The following is a 25,265-nucleotide window of genomic DNA, read 5'->3' on the forward strand; positions in this document are numbered from 1 at the left end:
GAGCAGGAGCAGGAGCAGGAGCAGGAGCAGGAGCAGGAGCAGGAGCAGGAGCAGGAGCAGGAGCAGGAGCAGGAGCAGGAGCAGGAGCAGGGATAGCCTCCTTGGTCGCTCGTATAGCTTCTAAGTGATCAGGGTTGTAGTTAAGTTGCTTTTGAAGATTTGCCCAGGAGTAACCCTTGCCTAACTGCGAAGCTTTGAAAGCTATATCGCGGTAGGAGAATGAGAACCCGTTCATTTTCCCGGTAGAAGCAATGTTAGCCGTCCAAGATACTTCGGCTTCTTCCAGTCGTTTTGTGAAGGTTAAAAGGTCAGGTGTATCTGCCAAACTTTTATCAAGTATCTGTTGGAGAGCTTCTTTGGGGGAAGGAAGGCCAGTCCGTTCTGAAAGCATCTGTTCATTGCGGGAAACCTTTCTTCGCTTCGGTTGCTTTGGTGCTGTCATGGTCACTGTCAGGTTATGAGTGATTTCAAGTTCACTGATGATCCGTGTGCTTATAAGATTTTCGTTCCTACCTAAGTAGAGCTTCCCACCGGCTATGTCGATTCTGCTGGCGATAATGTGTATATGCTGGCCTTCGTCGTCATGTAAGACATAGCAACGGAGATGGGTATCACTGAATCCCATTCGTTTCATATAGTCATCTGCGATGCTGGACCATTGTTCAGCCGTTAGTGATTCTCCACTAGGCAGGCGAAGCGAGTTGTGCCATACCGGTTTCTGGATATCTGGCCGAAGCTGTTTAGTGCCATCAAATTCAGCGATCAGTTCAAGAGCGGAGCCACCCAGCATATTGCCCCCGATTACGGCTGGATCGCTTTTATGATGTGCTCCCGGCTTCAATGCATATTGAACGACACCAGCGAAGCTCTTACCCCTTTTGATCTTCTGCATACCCTTCATAGGGTTTGCTCCATATGTCAGCATTTAGCAGGTGCTGGCGAAGATCTTCCAGTTGTCGCTTCACAGCGAAAAGCTCTGTATGAGTAAGCTGGCTATCTTTGCTCTTACCATCTATATGTATCGCAATTCGATTTAGCTTTTGTGATATTTCAGTTAAAACTTTCCAAGCTTCGATATTAATCTCTGGTATTAAAGGGATGATTTTATTCAAAGCTAATTTACGAAGCCATACGCTTTTATTCGTCGAGCCCCGTTTAATATCAATGAATCTCATTTCTTTATTATTAAATCTTACACTGACGCAATGTATTCTATGCGAAGATGATTTTTGATTGATACTTTGACTGAGATGATTTTTCTTATTGTTTACTTGTCCTTTTTCGGTTTTTTTTATCATATGAAATCCTTTTCATAATTAAAGTAGTTTTCTTTGTAATATTTAGTTATATCAAAACATAAAATTTGTCAATATGAGAGTAACATATTACTTCTGTTTGAATTTTTAAATTTAAACTTTGATATAGCCCCTATCCGCCAATGTATAGGGGCTATATTATTATTCTGCTATTTTAGAATTAGCAATTAAGTTATTAACGTCTTGCATTATTCGCAAGTATTCGCAATCATTATTAATGTTTTTAAATATAAAATGAGGAGGGACCAATGCTTTTCCAGCAGAATTTCTATACAGACCAATTATTGCTATATTATCAGTAGCTACAATAGATAGAGATACCCCGTTAGGGCAATAAAATATTTCTAGTTTATTTGAAGAAGGTGAGTTTTTATGAAATTCAATATATTCTTTTCTGGATTCTTCGATTTTCTTGCCGTAATAGCCACTTTCATCCTTTCCATTTTTCTTGCATAGGAATTTTTCTGCTTCTGAATCAGGGTCCATTAGGACGATGAAAGTTTCTTTATTTTCCTTTTTAAATCGTTCTGAAAGTTGCCTTGAGTTATTAGTAAAGAAATTTCGTCCATCATTCATTATGATAAATAATTTTGATGGTTCCACTATATCTATATCAAGCAATTCCATATTGTTATTATAAACGACATTTTCTAGACCATTATCCTCAATCATCAGTAATTTCGGGAATTTTTCATTAATTAATTCACGGACTTCATAATTGGTTTTTGATGCAGTCAGTTTGTTTACAACTAACGATACGGTCAGTGCAACGAATATCGAAGTGCCAAGCGATATCAAGATCTTCTGATAAGGATCTCTAATATCAAATGCAATTGGTAAGATAACCAAAACAAGAAATGAAATGACTCCAATTAGAGCAATTATTATTTTTAAATATTTTACAATTGACTGCTTTTCCATGCTTAATTCTCTAGTTAAACTTCGGTTGATATTTTTGACGCTTTACAGTGTCTACTTGTATATACTACACTTAAATTGGTTGAACAAGAAATATTAATGTGAAATTTAAACGACTTTATTATCAATGCGAGAATAACTAATATATATCCTTTAATAGTATTTAATAACCATGCATTTTTATTTTTCAACCGAAGGGAGAAAACAAGAGGCTAAAATAAGCGGAGCTTCTTTTGGTTAGCCCTTGCTTTTTATGGATGGGGTATTGACAATACGTGAAAAAAAATTATAGGTATATATGAAAGTTAATTTAGCATGAGGAGTCGGATATGCATTTTTTTTTGTTAATGGCGGTGTTTAGTTTATTTAATTTGCTAGGGTATTTATTACCATTTATTAAACCAACAGTTTTTGTGTTTGATATATTCATAATGCTATTAGGAATGATCGGTCTTTTGTTTTTTAGGAAGGATTTTGATGATTTTTAGAATGGTTTTCTTTGATGTTGCGTAATAAAACTATCTCGTTGGATATATTAGATATTAACTCTTCCTTTGTATTGTGTTTTTTATTGAATTCGATTTTTTTCTCTAAATAAAATTCCATAGCCGATATGAAAAATTTAGCAAATGAGCATAGTAAGATGAGAGATTTGAATAAAGCTAATGTGTGAATGTCAATGGCTTTTTCTATTAATGTTATAAGGTCATTAGAGTTTTGCTCATAAGTTTTATAAACGACAATTGACGCAGAGAAAAATAACACGCAGTCGTTCAATGATTTTATGGATTTACCTATTTTTTTAAAAAATATTGAAATCAATAAACCACCCAGGAATAAACAAGTGAAAAGAATGTCTTCTTTATTTATTGTTATCATTGAGCTTGTAAAGTTTAAAATCTTTGGATCAAATTTATCAATGAGAAATTTTATGATGACATTTATTAAGAGTAGAAATAATACGAGCAAAGAGATTTCTAACGATAATTTTTTATAAAAAAGTAGTCTTAATGATGATTTCATTTAAAACCCTCTGTATTTTTGAATATCCATTATGATAAAAGAATGTTTTGGTTCTGACTGATGTTTAAAACTTATATCGTATTTATTTCACAGAATTAATATCGCGTCGCGATTTTTCAACGCTTAATGATTAGTATATATACTTATACGGGTAAGGCTCATGTTTAATTCTCCAGTTGACAGTTTTTTTTATTTTTAGGTAGTAAATGTGTAAGGTATAATTTCAATTAATAAAAATCCCTTAAAGAATAAAAGATTTTTATTTGCAGCCATAAACAAACTTTAAAATTCTGTTTACGTCTGTAATGTAGTTTACATATTCATCTTCAGTTTTTCAAGAGAAAGGCCACTTAGGTGGCCTTCAATGGGACTGCTTATGCATATTGTGTTAACTTCCAGGTTACGGCTTTACCATCATATGGAGGGAAGCGGTTTCCTTTTGCTATTGGTGCAGTTGTTGATGGTGTCCCTACAACAGTCCACACTCCACTCTCAGGGCAACTCTCGCCAGTTCTCCCGGTAGTGCCCAATGGTGCTTTTGCCATTACGGAATCTCCATGTCATATGTGTTTAGCTATGTGTGTCGAAATTTAGCAGCGTGACGATTATATGGCGGTTACATACTTTGGTTTATTAAGAATTTATTATTTTTGAGAGGTGAATCGATTAAATTATATTGATATATTATGCATTGTGTTTCATATGTTTAAAGTTTTGACATTGGTATTTGTCATGCAATATACAAATATGCAGTTATTAACTGTTAACTTTACCTATCGAACCCATTTTATCTCACCCACTTATGTATGCCATATGTAGATCATTACATTGAAAGTAAATATTTAGTCATATAATTCAATTTGATAATTACATCTTATGAGTACAGCTGCATCATGTGAGTGCGTGATTCGATTAATTTTAGTTGAACTGAATCTTAGAATTTTGACATACTCAGTAACATGTTTTGAAAAGTGTTATATCATTAATCTATAAGAAAAAACCCAAATGGAATAAGTTTCTTTCCGTTATTATTTCTTTTGTAAGGTAATAGTGATGTGGGAAAAGATATTACAAAAAAATCTTTATTCTGAATGGGTTATCCGAAACACCCTATACTGGATGACTCCTGTAAGCCCATGGAAACTTGAAGAAAACATATCCTCGTGGATTATCTTCTTTGAGATAGGTGGTCCTGAATGTGAGTTTGAATTCGCAAGGTTGTTAAACGATTTTAGCCTCCGTGAGAAACTTCACCATCAAACTGGTCAGTTGCGTGATGCCATCATCAGCAAGGTTCTCCGAAGCATAGATGACAGGCTTGCATAATGAAACTCATGCCTTTTAACTTCGACAGGATGCCTGACGGCCGGGTATTCATCAGTAACCTCGCTGGCTTTCATCATTTTTTAGGAGAGCAGGAATTTCTCGATCTGGTAAACGGTCACATCAGTCAAGAACAGTCCTCATCGCTTGAAAGCAAACTTTTCATTTGCGGAGATGAATCTTCCTCCGTTACCCCTTATGCACTAAGTTCGGCTTTTGCCAAACGACTCATGAATGAACTGGCGATCAGGCCAATCTTCATGATTGTACCTACTCTTCGGTGTGATCATACTTGCAAATATTGCCAGGTCAGTAGGGCATCGGTCACCGCTGATGGTTATGACCTCAATCCTGAACTGATACCGCAAATTGTCAGCACCATTAAGAAACTAGGTACACCTCCCTACAAGATAGAAGTACAGGGCGGTGAACCACTTCTCAGGTTCGATCTTGTTCAGTCAATCTATCACGAGTGTGAGATTTCATTGGGTAGTGATGCTTTTGAAATGGTGATTGCTACAAGTCTGTCATTACTCGATGAAAGCATTCTCTCATGGGTTAAAGAGCGGAATATCACCTTCTCGGTCTCGCTCGATGGGATTGAAGCTGTCCATAACAAGAATCGCATCCTTACTGACTTTCAAGCTCATAACAAAGCAGTAACTGGTATTCGGAAAATCACAGAAGAACTTGGCGCAAACCGGGTAGCTACGGTTACCACAGTTACTAAGGAGCTGACTAAAGAGCCAGCTTCCATAGTAGATGCTCATTTGTCTCTGGGTCTTACAGACATGTTTATCAGGCCTGTTAGTCCTTATGGGTTTGCTCAGAAGCAGAGCTTCACTTTTTCAATGCCAGAGTATTTTGCTTTTTATAAAGAGTTGATGCAGGAAGTGTTGATTCAGAATGAAAAGGGAATACCTGTCATTGAGCACTCGGCTGCTATTCATCTCAAGCGAATTTTCAATCCAGGCTTCAGTGGTTATGCAGATCTAAAATCGCCAAGCGGAGTTGTGCTGAACTGCATCCTGTTCAATTATGACGGTAAAGTCTACGGTAGTGATGAAAGTCGTATGCTTCAGAAAGTAAACCCGGAAGCAGATTTCAGTGCAGGAGAGTTTGCCTCACTCTCATTCAGTAGCAACGAATACTACCGTTCCGCTCTCTCATCTTCATTTAACTTCGCCATGCCAGGTTGTGACACCTGTGCATACCAGCCTTTCTGTGGAGCAGATCCTTGCCAGAACATTAGTGTTCATGGCGAACCTGTTGGTGACAAGAGTCGTTCTACTTTCTGCCAGTATCACAAAGGCATGTTCCGCTTCCTTCTGAATGAAATCTCTCAGGATGGACCGATGGCAAAGATGCTTAAAGGGTGGGCTTATGTCTGAGGTGCTGAGAAACGACATTTTCAGATTTACGGCAGATCTGCCAGTTCAGCAAGGTTTCTATCGCTTGTGCAAATCTAAGCCCGAAAATCCTCAATTCTATCTGCCAAATTTACTGGTCAGTGAAACTCAACTTGATTCCAGACTTCCTGCATATTTTGCAGACTTCGTTGTGAGCACTGATCTTTTCAATTCCATAGAAGATGGTGATATAGGGATTGTTAATAATGGCAACATGATTAGGGTGATTTTGTCACGGAGAGCAAACCATAACACTGTTCTGGTAACTGAAAGGTGCAACAACCGTTGCCTTTTTTGTTCTCAGCCTCCTAAGACAGGAAACGATGACTGGCTTCTTAACCAGTCAGCACTTGCCATCGCCTCTTTCTCCCTGAATGGTGTAGTAGGAGTGAGTGGGGGAGAACCTCTACTGTATGGCGAAGATTTCTTGCAATTTCTTGACTTCATAATCGAAAACTCACCTGAGACAGCTTTGCATGTTTTGACCAATGGACGAAAGTTTGCAGATGTCAGTTTTACTCAACAGATGAAAGAGCGAAGCGAAAAGCTCAAAATAACTTTCGGTATTCCGCTTTATTCTTCAAGGTCGTCAGTTCATGACTATCTGGTTGGAAGCGAAGGGGCATTTGATGAGACAGTTATGGGGCTTATCAATGCCGGTAACTCAGGGATCAACATTGAGTTAAGAATCATTCCGACACTGGCTAACTATATGGAACTGGACAAAATCATAGAGTTCGCTGGTCGCGTGTTTTCCAATATCAACCAGATTTCTCTTATGGGCTTAGAATCTATCGGCTGGGCACGTAAAAACTGGTCATCAATCTTCATTGAGCATGATAGCTATAGTGAGAAAATTCTCTCTGCCATAGGAACAGCACAAAGGTCAGGCATCACCCTAACAATCTTCAATTACCCATTGTGCCATCTTCCTGAAAGAGCTTGGGGATTTGCTACTCAGTCAATTTCTGACTGGAAAAATTACTACCCCAAAGAATGTGATGAATGTACTCAGAAGTCTTCCTGTGCTGGTTATTTCAGTTCATCAAAAGGCCGTTTTCATCAACCACCGAGACCAATTTTATGAAAAAATTTAATTTCGCTGCTCTGCTTCCGGGATTTTTAGCACTCAATAATTCTGTATGGGCAAGTGATTCCTCCACTGGTGCAAGTGATTTGCCCGGTATGACTCTTAATGAGCATGATTTAGTTATAGCTCCACTTAACACGGAAGTACCTTTCTACATTGCAGGGCATCGTAGTCATAGCTCCCATCGAAGCCATAGTTCTCATAGATCTTCGTCTGGTGGTGGGTACTATGGTGGAAGCACTCCTTATTATCCTAAAACATACAGTTCACCAAGCTCATCAGGCTCATCCACTTCAGGTACAAATTCGCCATCGTCTTCTTCATCTGTTCGTTCGCTTCGCTCTAATGACACCGATGCCTCTACGACCACAAACTCTGCTGGAATGAATGGAACTACTCGTGCAAGTAGTGGGCTGGCTTCTGATACTGAAAAGCGTAAGCGTTTGATCATGCGAGTGCAGTTCGCATTACTGGATAAAGGGTTTTATAACGGCAATATAGACGGAAGTATGGGGCCTGCGACACGAACTGCTATCAAAAATTACAGAGTTGCATATGGGCTTCCTACTCCAGTAAGAGAAACATTAGATGCTCAGTTATTGAACTCTTTGAATATACTGGCTCGTTAAAATGTTAGGTAAAATAGAATGAAGATAAAACTCTCTATTTATAAAACAAAAAGGTTTAGCGATGCTATTGATCAGGTTTTGAATTTGGAAAGGGTCAAAAGACCTGTTGAATTCGAGATGGAGGATGCACGAGCATATCTATATGTAAAGGAGTACATGGACCCAAAACCTCCTGAATGGACCACCTTTTTTATGGGCCAAAATCCTGGCATAGAACCTGATTTCTTCGGTATGAATAGTAGCACAGGAGCAGTATTAGTTATTGAAGCTAACAATTCCAGATATCTTATTCCCTTTGGAACCGGTCATCACTTAATCAATGATGGCAGCATTGTCAAAGGATTTGGGCTTAAAACAACTCTTAATAGTATAGAACATAAAAAAATTCGCAGTTTAGATAAAGGCAGTCACAACGAAACGAACCTGTTAACTCGCAGTCAGAGCAGTAAAGAAGTCGATATATACAACCTAAAAATAGATTCTGAGATGGATATTCTCACAACTCTCACAGGCACTTCGACAGAAGATATTTTAGGAAGTAAAATTACTGGCAAAGATGCTTTTGTGATCATGCCGGATATTGAATTGAAGGCTATTCCAGCACTGTTGACCAAAATAGACTCTATTTACTTATTACCTCTTCCTGAAGAATTCGAATGGGTTAACAATATCAAGGAGGCTGATGAACAAGAAGTTGAGATATTGGATTCGCTTTTGATTGATCGGATAAAGGAAAAAGACTTCAATGATTTATGGCTTGGAGAGCCAGAAATAATAGACTGGGAAAATCAAATAGGCTATTGCTTTGATAAGAGACAAAGATTCATTCATGAAACCTTATCAATATACCATGTTTGTGATTATTTTGATGGTAAGAAAACTGAAGTAACTGTTGATGAACTCAAAAAAAATTACCTGCATGTTTTGAATGCCGATTTTGAATCGATAAAAAAATGGTCTTTATATAGGTGCCTCTATGCCGAGATAAAAGAAGGTGATCAGAACTATATTCTTCGAGACTCTATATGGTATGTTGCAGATAGGAATTTTGTATCGACTATTGATGATGAAATGAAAAAAATAATTCATTATGAGGAGTCGGATAAATTCCCTGTATATTCATATAAACGAGAGGAGGATTATAATAAAAAACTTTGCCAAGATGATAATTCCTTTACACACATGGATCAGAAATTCATTCATCATGGTGGTGGTAAAAGTAAGATTGAATTTTGTGATCTTATCAGAGGTCAATCAGATTTTATCCATGTAAAATATTATACTGGTTCGCAAAGTATGAGCCATCTTTTTTCACAAGGATTTATAGGTTCTGAACTTTTTATAAGTGACTCTGAATTTCGAGGCAAACTTAATGAGAAACTACCTGCTCATATAAAATTAGCCGATCATATAAATAGACCAGATGCTAAAAAATATAAACTAGTTTTCGCCATAGCTTCTAATAAAAATCTTCCCGAAGATTTACCTTTGTTTTCTAAAGTAAACTTGAAAAATTTCCACAAGAGTATTACCAATTTTGGGTATGAGGTCAGGATCTGCAAAATTGCTGTGGACCCAGATATTTATAAAAAGAAGCTATGTAAACCACAAAAGAACAAGCTTTAAATAAATTTTTCAATGCCAGAGACGTTTGCCAGTTCATGCAGAAAATCGCTTTTGTAAGTTACAGCCCATGTATCTTGGTTTAGAACAAAGTGGTGTCAAAAAAGGTTTATGTCTTGGTGGATAAGGGGCTGGGAGATTTAACCCCTTATAGAGTTGTTATGCCGCAATAGCTTTAAATTTTTGAGCAATGACATAATCACTCCACCACTGCATGAGAATCACTCGTTCTGCCAGATATTCCGGGCGATTGTAAGCTGCAATTATTTCATCTTTCTTCGAGTGGGCAAGGGCCGCTTCTAAGACACCAGTCCTGAACTTACCAGATTCGTCTGTCGCCGTTCTCACAATAGATCTCATTCTATTAACCATAAGTTCACCTCCTTAAACCGTTCGAATGATTACGGCTTATACTGCCTACTTATGCTAATATCTAAGAGAAGCCATTATGGTTGTGTAAGTATACTTCATGGTTTATTTCGGATATATAAAACCATACCTATGACTGGCTGTTTTCAGCAAGAGTCTTCTCATCTAAAGAATTAATTTTCGAAATTCTTTTTAACTCATTAAGATAATCAACCTCGTTTTCCAAGAACCAATGAAGAACTTTAGAGTTACCCAGTAATTTATTAATATATGACTGGATTATCACGAATTTCAACATATCTGAACCATACTCGATTTGAAGTTTTTTTGTTTCTTCCGAAGTTGTTGCCATTTCCTGTTCCAGACGAAGTATGGTTTTTTTTATGTCCTTTTTATAGGGAGTGTTTTTCCCTTTATTTACTATCATTGATGCCGGTGTAGCATCCAAGATGCTCATTGCAAATTTTTTACTATAATTATCAAAATTAATCATTGTACCGACTGCTTCAATTTGACGAATTGGCTTCATTTTCCTCAAAACATCAAATGTAGCCTTAGGTATAGGTTTATCAGAAAGTTTCGCAATTACACTTGGATCTATACCGTTCATCACATTAGCTTTATCTTTTATAGCATCAATAGATATTCCCAAAGCAGCACTAAGTTTTTCAATTGAAACTTTTGCCAAGGACTTGATTATCATTCTATGTTCTTCAACTACATTTATATGATTGACTTGTTTGTTAGGAGTGAACGCATCATCTATGCTCGAAAGTAAACATGGAGCTTTTTCTATGCCTAAGTCTTTTAAAGCCTCAACCCTCAAATGGCCATCGAGTATCTTAATGGCATCTTTATCTTTGTCATAGAACACTATTATTGGTTCAATAATACCTAAGCTTTCAATAGAGGTAACTATTTGATGATATTTATGACTTAACTTTACATTTTCTAACAATTCCTTAGAGGGAATTAACTTGTTAGTTTCTAAATAAATAAAATTGTCGCCAAAACGTATCTGAATCATTTTGATGCCTCTTTGTTTATTGGATTGAGGATTTGAGATGGCAGTTCTGATAGATTCTCTTGTTCAAGTAAATTTTGAAAGCTTTTATTCATCATTATGATGTTAAAAATCTCATTTACTATTAGTAAATTAGTTTTTATAAATTTAGAGTTGTTATAAACAGATTTATGTTCAGCGATACTATTTTCATAAAGCCCAATTAACTCCTCAGCAGTCATTCTTTTTGATGGTTTGTGATAATAAAACCCGGCTGCTTTTGCACCTTTATTCCCAATTGTTCGCTGATTTAGAATGTGTTTTATCTTTATAATGTCCCGGCTTTTAATTAATTTTTTATCATATGCTTCGGTAAGAATATCTTGAGCTTCTTCAGTTTCACATCTTGCAAATTGCACTGCAAGATATAGAGGCAAATTCCCCCGTTCGACTGCAGAGAGAAGTTTATGCTCTCCCTTATCAAGAAGCATATTTATACTGCTCACCCAGTTCGATGAATACCCAGTAATCTCACTTATTTCGGAGTCTGAAAGTCCTCTGATTTTCATATCTTTTATTACCTGTAATAACTCATTGGAACGTGGTCTCCTCCTTGCAATGTTTTCAACTAAACTCATAACGTAAGCATCTTCTTCTGATACATCTCTTATAATTGCTGGAATAATGGTTTCACCTAATGCAACGAGAGCCTCTATTCTCCCTTGACCACAAATTAAAGCATATTTGAAATCGTCTTCATCAATCGCTCTCACGCTTATAGGCTTGCTTAATCCTCTTTTTTTTATGCTTTCCTTAATTTCTTCATGCACTACCTTATTTCTAGTTCTTGGGTTAAGGAATTTTATTTTTGCAATCTCAATTTGTATTATTGGGAATTCATTTGTTTCAGGCAGCATATAGTTCCCTCACTTTCATGCGAGTAATAATTTGTAGAAGTTTATCCAGATTATCAAATCTATAGAGATCTAATCGAATGTTGTTTGTTTCCGTCATGCACATTTTACTATATTCGTTTTCTATCTTTGGTATGATATAAAAATCAAGAGGCGAAATATTTTGTGAATCCATTCGTATAACAATTGTTATGTCTGCTTTCTGTGAGTTATCAAACCGGACCTTCCATCTAAGTTTACCTGATTTCATATGTATGCATTTAGTAATAAGGACGGAAATTAAAAGCTCATCATTGATGTAAAGCATTGGGGCATATTTATATTCGTCTATATAGCAGTTACTTTTTAAAATCCTCCCCTTAAAATCCTCAATTATACCTGAGTAAAATGATCTTAGTGCTTCATTTATTTGGAGATAACTGTAATCATGTTCTGGCTTATAACCAATCAAAGTATATGCTCTTAAAAGACCACCAAATCGGGTTCTGTAAACAGAAGATGAAGGGCCTGTATCATCTTCATCAATGATAAATCCTGATAGTTTTCCATTAGATTCCAATTTTTGTTTTAGCTTTTCTAAAAGCTCTTCATTAGTCAAATGTATGGATCGGAGCTGAATTATATCTTGAGCTTTATTATATTTTTTCTTTGAAATAATGGGTTTATATGCTTTGTCACATCTAACCCATTCATGTTTGGGGTTTTTTACAAGTCTACTTTTTAGTTTAGATGAGGTTTTGTTATATATGTTGTTTCCAATATATTTTTCATTTGTCAAGATTTGATGTATTTTTGCACGAGTCCATAATGTTCCATTTTCTGCAGGTATATTCTGTTCATTTAATCTCTCAGCAATAATGAATTCTGGTACGTTATAATCTATAAAGAGATCATAGATTCTATTTACAATTTTTATCTCATTTTTGGGGCCCGGAATTAATATTACTCTATCTGTTTGAATACTCTTTCTTTTGCGGAAACTCAATATTTCTTTAGCTATGCCATTTTCATCTACTAAAAGACGTCTCAGCCCATAACCAGCCATGCCGCCTTGATGATAACCAAGCTTTATTAAATTTACTTGTCCTATAAATACCTTTTCTGATAAATTCCTGCTGTGATATGCAGCACTAGATCTTTTTATATTCAGTATTACAGAAGACTCTAAAGGGAAATCTTTAGTGGGTATAGGTTCAGAACAGTATATAAGGTCTACACCGTTTCTCTCAAATAGAAAGGAATAATATGCAGCTTCATCACTGTTTTGAAAACGACCAAAACGACTCACATCATAAAATAATACAGCCTGTATATCTATTTTCTTTTGTTCTACATCACTAAGTAACTGCTGCAAAGAATGCCTGCCTACGATACTGACTCCGCTCTTACCTGCATCATCGTAGGTATAAGCGATTTCCATATTGTTCTTTTCAGCATAATCTTTGATGTATTCGGACTGATTATGTAAAGAATATTGCTGATGGTCGGTAGACATCCTCAAGTACTGTGCGACTCTAACTTTATGATTTTTATCATTTTCGCTAGCCATGCACGAAACCTCATGGATGATTCAATACAATGTAGAGGATAAAATTGATCAATTTTTAACCAAATTCAACTCTTTTATCATCGATTAGAGCGAATTTGGTAAATCTTCGAGGTGTATGATAATCGAGAAGAGATGTGAATTATTTAGCTGATATGACCTACAGCTTTCGTTATGTGGACTCAAGGTCCCCATTTGTGAATGGCTATGCTTAGTCCACATAGGTTAATGGTGTGATTATTAATTCTTTAACTAAATCAAGATAGTTAACCCATCATGGGAGATTTATGCGGCAATAACTTTGCATTTTTGAGACGAAACATAGTCACTCCACCATTGCATGAGAACCACCCGTTCAGTGAGATACTCTGCACGATTGTAGGCTGCAATGATTTCATCTTTCTTCGAGTGGGCAAGGGCGGCTTCTAAGACATCAGTTCTAAACTTGCCAGACTCCTCAGCAGCCGTTCTAGCAATGGATCGCATACCGTGAGCTACAAGCTCACCTCCGAAGCCCATACGGATTATGGCCGCATTGGCTGTTTGTTCATGCATGTGATTGAGTGGAGCTTTGATACTGGGGAAAACCCACTCTCTACGTCCGCTGATGGCTTTCATTGAATCCAAGACTCGCAAAGCTTCTTTACTTAGTGGAACTTTGTGAGGCTTCTTCATTTTCATGAACTCCGCCGGAATGTTCCACATTGAGTTGTCAGTATCTATATCGGCCCATCTGGTGCGAACAGCCTCACCAGGACGAACCCAAGTTAGTAACTGCCATTCAATCAGCAATCGTGTCTCCATACGGACTGAGGCGTTGTTTAACACTGTAAGGAAGCGGGGGAGTTCGGTTGGGGGCAGGGCTGGCATGTTCTGTTTCTTCGGCTTACTAAATCTCTGGGCAAGATTGTCAGCCGGATTGAATTCTATGAGTTCTTCTGTTGCTGCATAGCGGAAAACTTCATTCAGGCGGGATATGATGCGGCGAAGTGTTTCAAGGACACCTCGTTTTTCTATGGGGTCTAAATGCTGTTTAAGCATTTTAGGGCGAATCTCCTTAATGGGGGTATCACCCAACGTTGGAAAGATATTTCTTTCTAGGCTTCGCCAGATGTCGTTAGCATGATCCTGGGAGATGCCTGACGTTTTGACTTTCTCATCAAGCCACTTCTTGGCTACTGCTTGAAATGTATGTTCCGTTGCATCTTTTAGGGCATTGGCTTTCTGGGTGTTATGAACTTGTGGGTCTATATCATTTGCAAGCAACGACAAGTATTCATCACGTAAAGCTCGTGCCTTAGCAAGTGTAAGATGAGGATAGGTTCCTAAGCTCACCTTAGTTCGCTTTTTGGTCACAGGCACTGCATATCTGAAATACCAATTTTTCTTCCCTCCCTTCGCCAGGGGAGCGATTCGCAGGAGCAAACCATCGCCGTCAAAAAGGTTAACCTCTTTCTCGGCAGGTTTGGTGCTTTTGATTTCAGTGTCAGTGAGCTTCTTAGCGATTTTTGCCATTTGGGACCCTCGATTTTTGGACCCTTCTTAGTGGGTCCTATTCAGGGTGCCATAACTCGTAGTTCTCAGCAATTCTCACTGGACGACAATAGACGTAAAAAAGCCCGCAGAGCTTGTGCTGTGCGGGCTTAGTAGACTTCATTGTACTTCAAACAACTAAAAAGTGGTGGAGCTGGCGGGAGTTGAACCCGCGTCCGAAATTTCTACATCCTCGGTACTACATGCTTAGTTTGTCTTTACATTCGCACGCCAGCTGCGAACAAACACGCCACTAACGTACTAGCCTGATTAGTTTTAACGCTTCAACCCCAGGCAGGGCTTCCACGCGATCTCTTTTGGGTTTGACCTCTCTTGAATCCCCGTCTTAAGAGCGGAAGCTAGGGAGAGAGGGCTCAGAGCAGGTTATTAAGCTGCTAAAGCGTAGTTTTCGTCGTTTGCGACTATTTTTTTGCGGCTTTTTACGAGGCAAACCGCCCCTCGGCATGCACCTTGGGTTTCGCAAATCCCGTCGAATCCAGAATCAGCCCCAATAGTGTTGAACTGAGTATACCAGATTTTAGATCCTGGATACCAGCCCGGAACGCTAACTTATTGAATAGTACAATAAGTGCGCAGAATCAACGTCCTGCGTTTTTCATAATACGTGCTTTGTCGAGCTGCCATTCGCGCTCTTTCAGATCGGTACGTTTGTCGTGCTGTTTTTTACCCTTCGCTACGCCAACTTTCACTTTGCACCAGGCATTTTTCCAGTACAGCGACAGGGCAACCACGGTGAAGCCTTCACGATTAATGCGCCCATAAAGGGACTCCAGTTCACGCTTGTTCAGCAGCAGCTTACGGGTACGCGTTGGGTCACACACGTAGTGTGACGAGGCGACGGTCAGCGGCGTGAAGTTGGCACCGAACAGGAAGGCTTCGCCATCTTTCAGGATCACGTAGCTATCACCGATGTTGGCTTTCCCGGCGCGCAGCGATTTTACTTCCCAGCCCTGCAATGCCAGGCCAGCTTCGAATTCTTCTTCAATAAAATACTCGTGGCGAGCACGCTTGTTGAGCGCAATGGTCGCCGAGCCTGGTTTATGTGCTTTTTTCTTCGTCATAAGTATCGTAAAGCCATCGGTAATCTGATTTCAAAAAGTCACCTCATTGCGTCCTGTGAGGTCTAACGCGCTATATTAGCACGAGATGAGGCTTAGCGTTTTTTTAACAGGTGATAAATGTTATTATTTGTCGGTTGTGTGACCATGGGAAATGCTATGCCTCAGATTAGCCGTACTGCGCTTGTTCCATACAGCGCGGAACAAATGTATCAGTTAGTGAACGACGTTCAGTCTTATCCAGAGTTTATTCCGGGATGTACCGGGAGCCGAGTGCTGGAGTCTGGCCCGACGCAGATGACGGCGGCGGTCGATGTCTCCAAAGCGGGGATCAGCAAGACGTTCACCACCCGCAATACGCTGACGAGCAATCAGAGTATTTTGATGCATCTGGTAGATGGTCCGTTTAAAACCCTGATGGGTGGCTGGAAGTTTACCCCCCTCAGCGCTGATGCCTGTCGCATCGAGTTCCAGCTGGACTTTGAGTTTACCAATAAACTGATTGAGCTGGCGTTTGGCCGCATCTTTAAAGAGCTGGCCTCGAATATGGTTCAGGCGTTCACGACCCGCGCCAAAGAGGTTTACAGTGTCGCATAAGATAGCTGTCGAGGTGGTGTATGCGCTGCCGGAGAAGCAATATCTGCAGCGTGTGATGCTGGAAGAAGGTGCGACCGTTGAGGTGGCTATTCGCGCTTCTGGCATCCTTGAGCTTCGTCGTGACATCGACCTGGCGAAAAATAAAGTCGGCATTTACAGCCGTCCGGTCAAACTGGCTGATGTGGTGAATGAGGGTGACAGGGTCGAAATTTATCGCCCGCTGATTGCCGACCCCAAAGAGCTGCGTCGTCAGCGTGCGGAGAAATCGGGTAAGTAGTTCGCTCTTCACCTTAAGCCTGATCTCAAAGGGGCGAGGGGGATGAAGGAAAACAAAAAAGGTGCTCATTGAGCACCTTTTTGCATCTCTGACACCTGATTATTTGGTCAGGGCAGGCTTGTTGTCGATGTTGGTCAACACACCGGCGCTGCTGAAGGTCAGCGTCAGGGTCTGCTGGGACGCGTCTTCATGGCCCGGCTGCTGACGGAATACATAGAACCAGGTGTTTGTGCCGAACGGATCGGACATCATTGGGGTTCCAAGTGCATAAGCGACCTGCTGTTGTGTCATCCCCACACGGATTTTGGACACATCGTTAGGGGTAAGGTAGTTCCCCTGGTTGATATCAGGACGGTAAACCACTTTCTCCAGAGTGGAACAGCCTGCGGTCAACATCAGAAGAACCGCTGCGGCAGCGGTCAGCATTTTACAACGCATAGTGATTTGATTCCTTTTCGGGCCCGAGCAGAACGCGGCTCATATGTTATATGCCGATGATAATAGACCTTGCCCCACTTTGAAACCGGTCTGGCGGCGTTTTTGTTGTTCTCTATGACCCTGAGATCCCGAAAAAGTTTATGCCGCCAGCAGTTCTTTCGCGTTCGCGAGCGTATTTCGCGTGACTTCACTGCCGCCCAGCAGGCGTGCCAGCTCCTGCAGACGTGCGCGTTTATCCAGTGGCTTCATGTGCGTTTCCGTCATTTCACCGTCAGTTTCTTTGCTGACGATAAAGTGATGATGACCACACCCGGCCACCTGCGGCAGGTGGGTAACACACATGACCTGCGTTGATTCACCCAACTGGCGCAACAGTTTGCCGACGACCGCCGCCGTAGGGCCGCTGATCCCCACGTCTACTTCATCGAAAATCAGCGCCGGGGTTTCCATTTTACGTGCGGTAATCACCTGAATCGCCAGCGCGATACGCGACAGTTCACCGCCGGAAGCCACTTTAGAGATGGGCTGCAACGGCTGCCCCGGGTTGGTGGTGACGCGGAATTCGATACGGTCCGCACCTTCCGCCGTCAGATGGTTCTCTTCGAAACGGACATCGATGGTGAATACGCCGTGCGGCATCGCCAGCGTGTGCATGCTGTCGGTGATGTGCTGGCTCAGTTCCTGGGCGTAATGTTGACGGATCTCATGCAGCTGTTTCGCCGTCGTCAGCGCCTGTTCATGGTGCAGGTTCACCGCCAGTGACAGGGTTTCCAGCGAGTCAGCCTGATCGTCAAGCTGCTGTTGTTCATCAAGCAGAGACTGATAGTAGCCAGGCAGCTCCTCTGGCGTAACGTGGTGCTTACGCGCCAGCGAGATCTGACGGGAGATGCGTTGCTCCAGTTCAAACAGACGGTTCGGGTCGAGATCCAGACGTTCACAGTAGTGGCGCAGTTCGTCACTGGCTTCTGAAATCTGAATCGCGGCCTCTTCCAGCATATCCAGTACGCCAGAGAGTTTGCTGTCCATGCCGGCCAGTTCGGTGATGAGCTGACGAACATTATACAGCTGGCTCTGCAGGTTCACGTCTTCACCGTCAGCCAGCATGTTAAGGGCATTCTGGCTGGTTGAGAGCAGGTGACCGCTGTTAGCCAGGCGCTTGTACTCTTCGTCGATAAGCTCAAATTCACCCGCCTGCGGGCTAAATTCGTTGAGTTCTTTAAGCTGGTATTCCAGAAGCTCAGCGCGGGCGGCACGCTCCTGGCTTTGCTGCTGGTGCTGGGCAAGCTCACGGCAGCTTTGATGCCACTGGCGATAGTGCTCCGCCATGCGCTGAGTAAGTGCGTACTCACCAGCATAGCCATCAAGCAGCGCTTTCTGCTGCTCCGGTTTAATGAGTTGCTGGTGCGCGTGCTGGCCGTGGATCTGAATGAGTAACTGGCCGAGCTCGCGAAGCTGGGAAAGCGGGACTGCAGTGCCGTTGATAAAGCCGCGGGAACGACCATCGCTGCTGATAACGCGACGAAGTAAACACTCACGTCCGTCTTCCAGCTGGTTCTCTTCCAACCAGCGCAGGGCAGCAGGGGTATCTTTCAGGGAGAAGCGAGCGCAGAGATCGGCACGGTTTGCGCCCCTGCGCACCATGTCACCTTCTGCACGGCCGCCGAGGCACAAGCCGAGGGCATCTATGGCAATGGATTTACCCGCACCGGTTTCCCCGGTGATCGCCGTCATGCCGCTGTGGAAATCGATCTCAAGCTCACGAACTATGGCAAAGTTGCTGATGGTCAGTTGTGCCAGCATAATTGTTTTCCTGTATGAAAAACCATGACTGTGTTTTCATACAGTATAAACTGGTTTTATATACAGTAAAGTACTGGATGCAAAATCAGAACAATTTTTTTGACCAGCCAAGCTTCGAGCTTAATGTATTGAAATAGCTGTAATCTTTCGGATGAATAAGATTCAGGTGGTAATCACACCGACGAATGAGAACATCTTCACCTTCCTGAATAGGCAGCGCAATCTGGCTGTCGCAGCTGATCTCCAGATCGTTACGGCGGTGCGAGAAACGCAGACGAATGGTGCTGCTACTGTTGATCACCAGCGGACGCGCCGAGAGCGTGTGCGGGAACATCGGTACCAGGGTGATGGCATCCAGTGAAGGGGTGAGGATCGGGCCACCCGCAGAGAGCGAGTAGGCAGTCGACCCTGTCGGCGTGGAGATAATCAGCCCGTCAGAACGCTGCGAGAAGGCGAAGATTTCGTCGATATAGACTTCGAACTCAATCATGTGCGCCACTTTGCCGGGGTGGAGCACCACTTCATTAATCGCGGTGCTGATGCGCTTCTGGCAGTCCTGCTGACACACCTGCGCTTCCAGCAAAAAGCGTTTTTCGCTGATATAATGACCTTCCAGCACGTCGGCCAGCTGCTGCTGGGCGTTGTCCGGATCGAGGTCGGTCAGAAAGCCGAGATTGCCGCGGTTGATACCAATGACCTTGATGTCATAACGCGCAAGCGTTCGGGCCGCGCCGAGCATATTGCCGTCGCCACCGACCACCACGGCGAGATCCGCCTGCTGGCCAATTTCCGCCAGCGTGCCGGTTTTGACGCTCTTCAGCTGCAGCTCCTGGGCAATCTGCTGTTCGACCATCACTTCATAGCCTTTGCTACACAGCCAGCGATACAACATTTCATGTGTCGTCAATGCGGTAGGGTGACGCGGATGCCCGACGATCCCAATACACCTGAAATGATTATTCATTTTCTGGAGGTCCTTGTGCCTGATGAATGATGACAATCTGTCTTGTTCCCTTGAATCCCGGAAACTGATCCCCATAATAAGCGAAGTTAGCGATATGAATGCAGAAAAACGCGGAGAAATTCATGAGTAGTAAAGAACAGAAAACGCCTGAGGGGCAAGCCCCTGAAGAAATTATCACGGAACAGCACGATGATGTTGAGGCTGTAGAGCCGGACGCATCTGCTGAGCAGGTGGACCCGCGCGATGAAAAAATTGCGAATCTGGAAGCTCAGCTGGTAGAAGCACAGAATCGCGAACGCGACAGTGTTCTGCGCATCAAGGCGGAAATGGAAAACCTGCGCCGTCGTACCGAGCAGGACGTTGAGAAGGCGCATAAATTTGCGCTGGAGAAATTCATCAACGAACTGCTGCCGGTGATTGATAGCCTGGATCGCGCACTGGAAGTGGCTGATAAAGCTAACCCGGACAACACCGCGATGATCGAAGGTATCGAACTGACGCTGAAATCCATGCTGGATGTGGTACGTAAGTTTGGCGTGGAAGTGGTTGGCGATACCAACGTTCCGCTGGATCCAAACGTGCACCAGGCGATTGCGATGGTGGAATCAGAAGACGTTGAAGCCGGTAAAGTGCTTGGCGTAATGCAGAAAGGTTATACCCTGAACGGTCGTACCATTCGTGCTGCAATGGTTACCGTGGCGAAAGCGAAAGCGTAATTTGCCATCTGTAGTGCCGGGTGGCGGCTTGCGCCGTACCCGGCCTACTCTCTACTCTGCAATACTTTCCCGAATCGGTTTTACCGGCAGGACTTTCACCTGCTTAATCATATTGTCCTGCACGTCCAGGATATCAATATCGTAGTGCTCAATGCGCACCCGCGTGCCCGCCGCCGGGATCTCTTCCAGTGCCTCCAGAATCATCCCGTTTATGGTGCGTGCTTCATCTTCCGGTAAATGCCAGTTAAAGGCTTTATTGAGTTCGCGAATGTTCGCGCTACCGTCGATCAGCACCGAGCCGTCGTTTTGCGGGGTGACTTCTTCCGCAAGGGAAGGGGACATTGAGGTGGTAAAGTCGCCAACAATCTCTTCCAGAATATCTTCAACCGTCACCAGCCCCTGAATATCCCCGTACTCATTGACCACCAGGCCGACCTTCTTCTTGTTACGCTGGAACTTCACCAGCTGGGTGCTGAGCGGCGTTCCTTCCGGCACGTAATAAATTTCGTCGGCGGCGCGGAGCATCACCTCTTTGGTGAACTCTTTTTTCTCGGTCATCAGACGATAAGCTTCGCGCACGCGCAGCATGCTGATGGCATCGTCCAGAGAGTCGCGGTACAGCACGATACGGCCGTGCGGGGAGTGGGTCAGCTGGCGGACGATGGCTTTCCAGTCGTCATTGATATCAATGCCGACGATCTCGTTACGCGGCACCATGATGTCGTTAACGCTGACCTTTTCCAGATCCAGTACCGACAGCAGCATGTCCTGATTACGCCGGGAGATCTGCGAGCGTGATTCATGCACGATGGTGCGCAGCTCTTCTTTGCTGAGCGCGCTGCTGATGGTGACGTCTGCTTTGATACCGATCATCCGCATCAGAACACGCGTCACCATGTTCAGTAACCAGACTAGCGGCATCATCAGGATCAGCAGTGGTGCGAGCAGGAAGCTGCTGGGGTAGGCCACTTTTTCCGGGTAGAGCGCGGCGATGGTTTTAGGCAACACTTCTGCAAACACCAGCACCACAAACGTCAGCACACCGGTGGCAATGGCGACGCCGGCGTTGCCGTACAGGCGCATCCCAACGATGGTACCGAGCGCAGAGGCAAGAATGTTGACGAGGTTGTTACCGATGAGCACCAGACTGATCAGACGATCCGGTTGACGCAGCAGTTTTTCGACGCGACGGGCGGCACGGTTACCCTGCTTAGCACGATGACGTAACCGGTAGCGGTTTAAGGTCATCATGCCGGTTTCCGAGCCGGAGAAATAGGCGGAGATGACCACCATGACGATCAGCGTAATGATCAGCGTGGTGGTAGAGATGTGTTCCAGGGGGAACTCCTTTGTTACTTAGCCAGCAAATTGCTGTATGAAGCGGCTGCCAAAATAGGCAAGGGTGAGAATGCCCGCGCCCGCGACGTTGAACCAGACCACGCGACGACCGCGCCAGCCTTCATGATAATGGCCCCATAACAGGACAATATAGACAAACCACGCGATGATGGAGAGGACCGCTTTATCGATATTCTCTACGCTGAACAGGTTCTTCATATAAAACAAGCCCGTGCACAGCGTTAACGTCAGCAGCACGACACCGACCTGCGTGATGTGGAACATCTTACGCTCAATCACCATCAGCGGCGGCATCTCATGGTTAAAGGCCAGCTTTTTGTTTTTCAGCTGGTAGTCAATCCAGGCGAGCTGCATGGCATAGAGCGCGGCGATAATCAGCGTTGCGTAAGCGAAGAGTGACAGGCCGATATGCACCAGCATTCCCGGCGTCGCTTCCAGATGCGTAATAAACTCATTGGGCATAAACGTGGCCAGGGCCAGGTTGATCAGCGCGAAGGCATACACAATCGGCAGCAGCAGCCAGCCACGGTTTTTAGAGGCGACAATGGTCATCACCGTGCAGATCATCAGGCTGACCAACGAGCCGACGTTGAGCACGCTCAGGTTCTGTACGCTGCCATCGCCGGGGATAATGCGCGATTCCAGCGCGAACGCATGGCTTATCAGTGCGATCACCGCCGAAAGAATAGCCATGCGTCGCCAGCCGCTGTTTTTTTGCAGCAGTCCAGGAATGATCAGCGCGAGGCTGACAGAGTAGGCAACAAGGGCGATCAGTGCGAAAACAGGCATATAGGCATCGACAGTTGTCTTAATAAGAAAGAGAAGCAGTATAACGTTACGTGACGCCTGCTCCAACCGTTGCATAACAACAAAGCCGCCTTCATGTTATACTCCGGCAAAATTCTGTGTATGTGTCGCTGCCAGCGACCCAACGTTTCTACTCAGGCGAGAGACAATGTTTGATAATTTAACCGATCGTTTGTCGCGCACGCTGCGCAACATCAGCGGCCGCGGACGCCTTACCGAAGACAACATCAAGGAAACGCTGCGCGAAGTGCGCATGGCGCTGCTGGAAGCAGACGTCGCGTTGCCGGTTGTTCGTGATTTTATCAACCGCGTTAAAGAGAAGGCGGTTGGTCATGAAGTTAACAAGAGCCTGACCCCGGGTCAGGAGTTCGTCAAAATCGTCCGTAACGAACTGGTTTCGGCGATGGGCGAAGAGAACCAGGTGCTTAACCTGGCGGCACAGCCACCGGCCGTCGTGCTGATGGCAGGCCTGCAGGGTGCGGGTAAAACCACCAGTGTGGGTAAGCTGGGTAAATTCCTGCGTGAAAAGCACAAGAAAAAAGTGCTGGTCGTTTCTGCGGACGTCTATCGCCCGGCGGCGATTAAACAGCTGGAAACCCTGGCGCAGCAGGTCAGCGTGGATTTCTTCCCGTCTGACGTTGCCCAGAAGCCTGTCGACATCGTTAACGCGGCGCTGAAAGAGGCGAAGCTGAAATTCTACGATGTGCTGCTGGTGGATACCGCCGGTCGTCTGCACGTTGACGAAGCGATGATGGATGAGATCAAACAGGTGCATGCCGCTATCAATCCGGTAGAGACCCTGTTTGTTGTTGACGCCATGACCGGTCAGGATGCGGCGAACACCGCGAAAGCGTTTAACGAAGCGCTGCCGTTAACCGGCGTAGTGCTGACCAAAGTGGACGGTGACGCCCGCGGCGGTGCGGCGCTTTCGATTCGTCATATCACCGGCAAGCCGATTAAATTCCTCGGTGTGGGTGAGAAAACCGAAGCGCTGGAGCCGTTCCACCCGGACCGTATCGCCTCCCGTATCCTCGGCATGGGCGACGTGCTGTCGCTTATCGAAGATATCGAGAGCAAGGTTGACCGCGCCCAGGCTGAGAAGCTGGCCAGCAAGCTGAAAAAAGGCGACGGCTTTGACCTGACCGATTTCCTTGAGCAGCTGCGTCAGATGAAAAACATGGGCGGCATGGCAAGCCTGATGGGCAAACTGCCGGGCATGGGCCAGATCCCTGACAACGTAAAAGCGCAGATGGATGACAAGGTGCTGGTGCGTATGGAGGCGATCATCAACTCGATGACCCTCAAGGAACGTGCTAACCCGGACATCATCAAAGGGTCCCGCAAACGCCGTATCGCAGCCGGTTGCGGCATGCAGGTGCAGGACGTAAACCGCCTTCTGAAACAGTTCGACGACATGCAGCGCATGATGAAGAAAATGAAGAAAGGCGGCATGGCGAAGATGATGCGTGGCATGAAGGGCATGATGCCGCCAGGATTCCCTGGCCGTTAATCGCCAGGCTGTTGGCTATTTTGATGCCGGGGTGTGCCCGAAAAGCGCACCCTGGCCGTGTTTTGCAGCAGAGTTTTAACTGCTGATTGCATTTTCCCCAGAAATCAGTAAAATTTTCGGGCTTTTAATATGACACCCGGGCTCCGTTCCTCGATGGGGCCCGGTTGTTTTATTCACACAAGAGGATGTTATGGTAACTATTCGTTTAGCACGTCACGGCGCTAAAAAGCGTCCGTTCTACCAGGTTGTTGTTACTGACAGCCGTAATGCACGCAACGGTCGCTTCATTGAGCGCGTTGGTTTCTTCAACCCGATCGCTTCTGGTTCTGAAGAAGAAACCCGTCTGGATCTGGATCGTATCGCTCACTGGGTTGGCCAGGGCGCTACTGTTTCCGATCGCGTTGCTACGCTGATCAAAGCAGCAAACAAAGCAGCTTAATCTGTCACGGTGGTCATGATGAGCAATAAAGCACCTGTTGAACCGATTGTATTGGGCAAAATGGGTTCTTGCTACGGTATTCGTGGTTGGCTCAGAGTGTTTTCCTCCACTGAAGACGCTGATAGCATTTTTAATTACCAGCCCTGGTTTATCCAGAAAGCCGGTAAGTGGGAAGAGGTCGAGCTGGAAAGCTGGCGTCACCACAATCAGGACATCATCATCAAGCTGAAAGGCATTGACGATCGTGATGCCGCGAATGCACTGACTAATTGTGAAATTATCGTGGATTCGTCGCAGTTGCCGCAGCTGGAAGAGGGCGACTACTACTGGAAAGACCTTATGGGTTGCCAGGTGGTCACCACTGAAGGTTATAGCCTGGGGAAAGTCATCGACATGATGGAAACCGGGTCAAATGACGTTCTCGTCATTAGGGCAAACCTGAAAGATGCATTTGGCATCAAGGAGCGGTTGGTTCCGTTCCTCGATGGACAGGTTATCAAGAAAGTCGATCTCGCTACTCAAACGATTGAAGTAGATTGGGATCCTGGTTTTTAAATTCTCCGGATAAACGGTAAAAGACGGC

General features: G+C 44.0%; 25 protein-coding genes, 1 other RNA gene and 1 pseudogene. 11 read left to right on the forward strand and 16 right to left on the reverse strand.

All coding sequences use genetic code 11. The annotated features are described in order from the left end of the window. The 4 genes from AC2FAP_RS23440 to AC2FAP_RS23455 all read right to left on the reverse strand — a co-directional run. A partial coding sequence (locus tag AC2FAP_RS23440; RefSeq protein ID WP_248262566.1) for a relaxase/mobilization nuclease domain-containing protein occupies positions 1–901 on the reverse strand: 901 nt, incomplete at its 3' end. After that, the gene (locus tag AC2FAP_RS23445; protein WP_063158974.1) at positions 870–1,298 is read right to left on the reverse strand and encodes a hypothetical protein; all 429 of its coding nucleotides are present in this window, start codon (positions 1,296–1,298) and stop codon (positions 870–872) included. The genes AC2FAP_RS23440 and AC2FAP_RS23445, both read right to left, overlap by 32 nt. Positions 1,299–1,457: 159 nt before the next feature. Next, a complete protein-coding gene (locus AC2FAP_RS23450) occupies positions 1,458–2,237 on the reverse strand; it encodes a hypothetical protein (RefSeq protein ID WP_063158973.1) in 780 nt (259 codons plus the stop codon). A 459-nt stretch (positions 2,238–2,696) separates the two neighbouring features. Beyond that, positions 2,697–3,257, reverse strand: a complete 561-nt coding sequence (locus AC2FAP_RS23455) for a hypothetical protein (RefSeq protein WP_003845893.1) — start codon at positions 3,255–3,257, stop codon at positions 2,697–2,699. Between the two features lie 1,053 nt (positions 3,258–4,310). On the opposite strand from AC2FAP_RS23455, the gene hxsD reads away from it, so the two are divergent. The 5 genes from hxsD to AC2FAP_RS23480 are packed head-to-tail and all read left to right on the forward strand — an operon-like array spanning position 4,311 to position 9,334. After that, positions 4,311–4,583, forward strand: a complete 273-nt coding sequence (hxsD, locus tag AC2FAP_RS23460) for a His-Xaa-Ser system protein HxsD (RefSeq protein ID WP_003845891.1) — start codon at positions 4,311–4,313, stop codon at positions 4,581–4,583. Further along, complete coding sequence (hxsB, locus tag AC2FAP_RS23465; RefSeq protein ID WP_047718527.1) at positions 4,583–5,971, forward strand: His-Xaa-Ser system radical SAM maturase HxsB; 1,389 nt, start codon at positions 4,583–4,585, stop codon at positions 5,969–5,971. The genes hxsD and hxsB overlap by 1 nt, the downstream gene beginning before the upstream one ends. Then, the gene (gene hxsC / locus AC2FAP_RS23470; protein ID WP_023323122.1) at positions 5,964–7,076 is read left to right on the forward strand and encodes a His-Xaa-Ser system radical SAM maturase HxsC; all 1,113 of its coding nucleotides are present in this window, start codon (positions 5,964–5,966) and stop codon (positions 7,074–7,076) included. The genes hxsB and hxsC overlap by 8 nt, the downstream gene beginning before the upstream one ends. Further along, on the forward strand, positions 7,073–7,708 hold the full coding sequence (hxsA, locus tag AC2FAP_RS23475) for a His-Xaa-Ser repeat protein HxsA (protein WP_001624497.1): 636 nt from the start codon (positions 7,073–7,075) through the stop codon (positions 7,706–7,708). The genes hxsC and hxsA overlap by 4 nt, the downstream gene beginning before the upstream one ends. A gap of 18 nt (positions 7,709–7,726) precedes the next feature. Continuing rightward, positions 7,727–9,334 (forward strand): TIGR04141 family sporadically distributed protein, encoded by a 1,608-nt coding sequence (locus AC2FAP_RS23480; RefSeq protein ID WP_047718521.1) that lies wholly within the window; start codon positions 7,727–7,729, stop codon positions 9,332–9,334. Positions 9,335–9,490: 156 nt separating this feature from the next. Here AC2FAP_RS23480 and AC2FAP_RS23485 read toward each other — a convergent pair. From AC2FAP_RS23485 to smpB, 7 genes and pseudogenes are all read right to left on the reverse strand, one after another. Beyond that, positions 9,491–9,715: pseudogene (locus tag AC2FAP_RS23485) on the reverse strand (integrase); the annotation flags it as partial. A gap of 115 nt (positions 9,716–9,830) precedes the next feature. Then, the gene (locus AC2FAP_RS23490; RefSeq protein ID WP_485453024.1) at positions 9,831–10,727 is read right to left on the reverse strand and encodes a ParB/RepB/Spo0J family partition protein; all 897 of its coding nucleotides are present in this window, start codon (positions 10,725–10,727) and stop codon (positions 9,831–9,833) included. Then, positions 10,724–11,620 (reverse strand): ParB/RepB/Spo0J family partition protein, encoded by an 897-nt coding sequence (locus tag AC2FAP_RS23495; protein ID WP_045351110.1) that lies wholly within the window; start codon positions 11,618–11,620, stop codon positions 10,724–10,726. The genes AC2FAP_RS23490 and AC2FAP_RS23495 overlap by 4 nt, the downstream gene beginning before the upstream one ends. Then, positions 11,610–13,166: a recombinase family protein gene (locus AC2FAP_RS23500; protein ID WP_047718515.1), complete on the reverse strand. Its 1,557-nt coding sequence runs from the start codon at positions 13,164–13,166 to the stop codon at positions 11,610–11,612. The genes AC2FAP_RS23495 and AC2FAP_RS23500 overlap by 11 nt, the downstream gene beginning before the upstream one ends. A 282-nt stretch (positions 13,167–13,448) precedes the next feature. Then, entirely contained in the window at positions 13,449–14,678 is a 1,230-nt protein-coding gene (locus AC2FAP_RS23505; protein WP_048249317.1) for an integrase domain-containing protein, read from the reverse strand. Positions 14,679–14,842: 164 nt separating this feature from the next. Continuing rightward, positions 14,843–15,206: a transfer-messenger RNA gene (gene ssrA / locus AC2FAP_RS23510) on the reverse strand. 89 nt (positions 15,207–15,295) lie between these two features. Further along, positions 15,296–15,778 (reverse strand): SsrA-binding protein SmpB, encoded by a 483-nt coding sequence (smpB, locus tag AC2FAP_RS23515; RefSeq protein WP_008502505.1) that lies wholly within the window; start codon positions 15,776–15,778, stop codon positions 15,296–15,298. Between the two features lie 156 nt (positions 15,779–15,934). Between smpB and AC2FAP_RS23520 the strand changes: the two genes are divergently transcribed. Both AC2FAP_RS23520 and AC2FAP_RS23525 read left to right on the forward strand, forming a co-directional pair. Further along, positions 15,935–16,372: a type II toxin-antitoxin system RatA family toxin gene (locus tag AC2FAP_RS23520; RefSeq protein ID WP_024908332.1), complete on the forward strand. Its 438-nt coding sequence runs from the start codon at positions 15,935–15,937 to the stop codon at positions 16,370–16,372. Next, a complete protein-coding gene (locus AC2FAP_RS23525) occupies positions 16,362–16,649 on the forward strand; it encodes an RnfH family protein (RefSeq protein WP_449541533.1) in 288 nt (95 codons plus the stop codon). Before AC2FAP_RS23520 ends, AC2FAP_RS23525 begins: the two co-directional genes overlap by 11 nt. 99 nt (positions 16,650–16,748) lie before the next feature. On the opposite strand, the gene bamE is transcribed toward AC2FAP_RS23525, so the two are convergent. The 3 genes from bamE to nadK all read right to left on the reverse strand — a co-directional run bounded on the left by bamE (position 16,749) and on the right by nadK (position 19,851). Further along, positions 16,749–17,087, reverse strand: coding sequence for an outer membrane protein assembly factor BamE (gene bamE, locus AC2FAP_RS23530; protein ID WP_014171256.1), 339 nt, complete (start codon positions 17,085–17,087; stop codon positions 16,749–16,751). A 138-nt stretch (positions 17,088–17,225) separates the two neighbouring features. Next, a complete protein-coding gene (gene recN / locus AC2FAP_RS23535) occupies positions 17,226–18,887 on the reverse strand; it encodes a DNA repair protein RecN (protein WP_020883908.1) in 1,662 nt (553 codons plus the stop codon). 85 nt (positions 18,888–18,972) lie between these two features. After that, entirely contained in the window at positions 18,973–19,851 is an 879-nt protein-coding gene (gene nadK / locus AC2FAP_RS23540; RefSeq protein ID WP_020883909.1) for an NAD(+) kinase, read from the reverse strand. A gap of 122 nt (positions 19,852–19,973) precedes the next feature. Here nadK and grpE point away from each other — a divergent pair, with 122 nt between their 5' ends. Beyond that, positions 19,974–20,567: a nucleotide exchange factor GrpE gene (grpE, locus tag AC2FAP_RS23545; protein ID WP_020883911.1), complete on the forward strand. Its 594-nt coding sequence runs from the start codon at positions 19,974–19,976 to the stop codon at positions 20,565–20,567. Between the two features lie 51 nt (positions 20,568–20,618). Here the strand turns inward: grpE and AC2FAP_RS23550 are convergent, their stop codons facing one another. Then, complete coding sequence (locus AC2FAP_RS23550; RefSeq protein WP_449541538.1) at positions 20,619–21,905, reverse strand: HlyC/CorC family transporter; 1,287 nt, start codon at positions 21,903–21,905, stop codon at positions 20,619–20,621. 18 nt (positions 21,906–21,923) lie between these two features. Beyond that, positions 21,924–22,715: a cytochrome C assembly family protein gene (locus AC2FAP_RS23555; RefSeq protein WP_003863130.1), complete on the reverse strand. Its 792-nt coding sequence runs from the start codon at positions 22,713–22,715 to the stop codon at positions 21,924–21,926. A gap of 166 nt (positions 22,716–22,881) precedes the next feature. Here AC2FAP_RS23555 and ffh point away from each other — a divergent pair, with 166 nt between their 5' ends. From ffh to rimM, 3 genes are all read left to right on the forward strand, one after another. Next, positions 22,882–24,243 (forward strand): signal recognition particle protein, encoded by a 1,362-nt coding sequence (gene ffh, locus AC2FAP_RS23560; RefSeq protein ID WP_014171250.1) that lies wholly within the window; start codon positions 22,882–22,884, stop codon positions 24,241–24,243. A gap of 190 nt (positions 24,244–24,433) precedes the next feature. Beyond that, the gene (gene rpsP, locus AC2FAP_RS23565) at positions 24,434–24,682 is read left to right on the forward strand and encodes a 30S ribosomal protein S16 (RefSeq protein WP_014171249.1); all 249 of its coding nucleotides are present in this window, start codon (positions 24,434–24,436) and stop codon (positions 24,680–24,682) included. Between the two features lie 15 nt (positions 24,683–24,697). Further along, positions 24,698–25,237: a ribosome maturation factor RimM gene (gene rimM / locus AC2FAP_RS23570; RefSeq protein WP_032670210.1), complete on the forward strand. Its 540-nt coding sequence runs from the start codon at positions 24,698–24,700 to the stop codon at positions 25,235–25,237. Positions 25,238–25,265 lie beyond the last annotated feature (28 nt).

It is taken from the genome of Enterobacter cloacae complex sp. 394I7 (assembly GCF_057320345.1).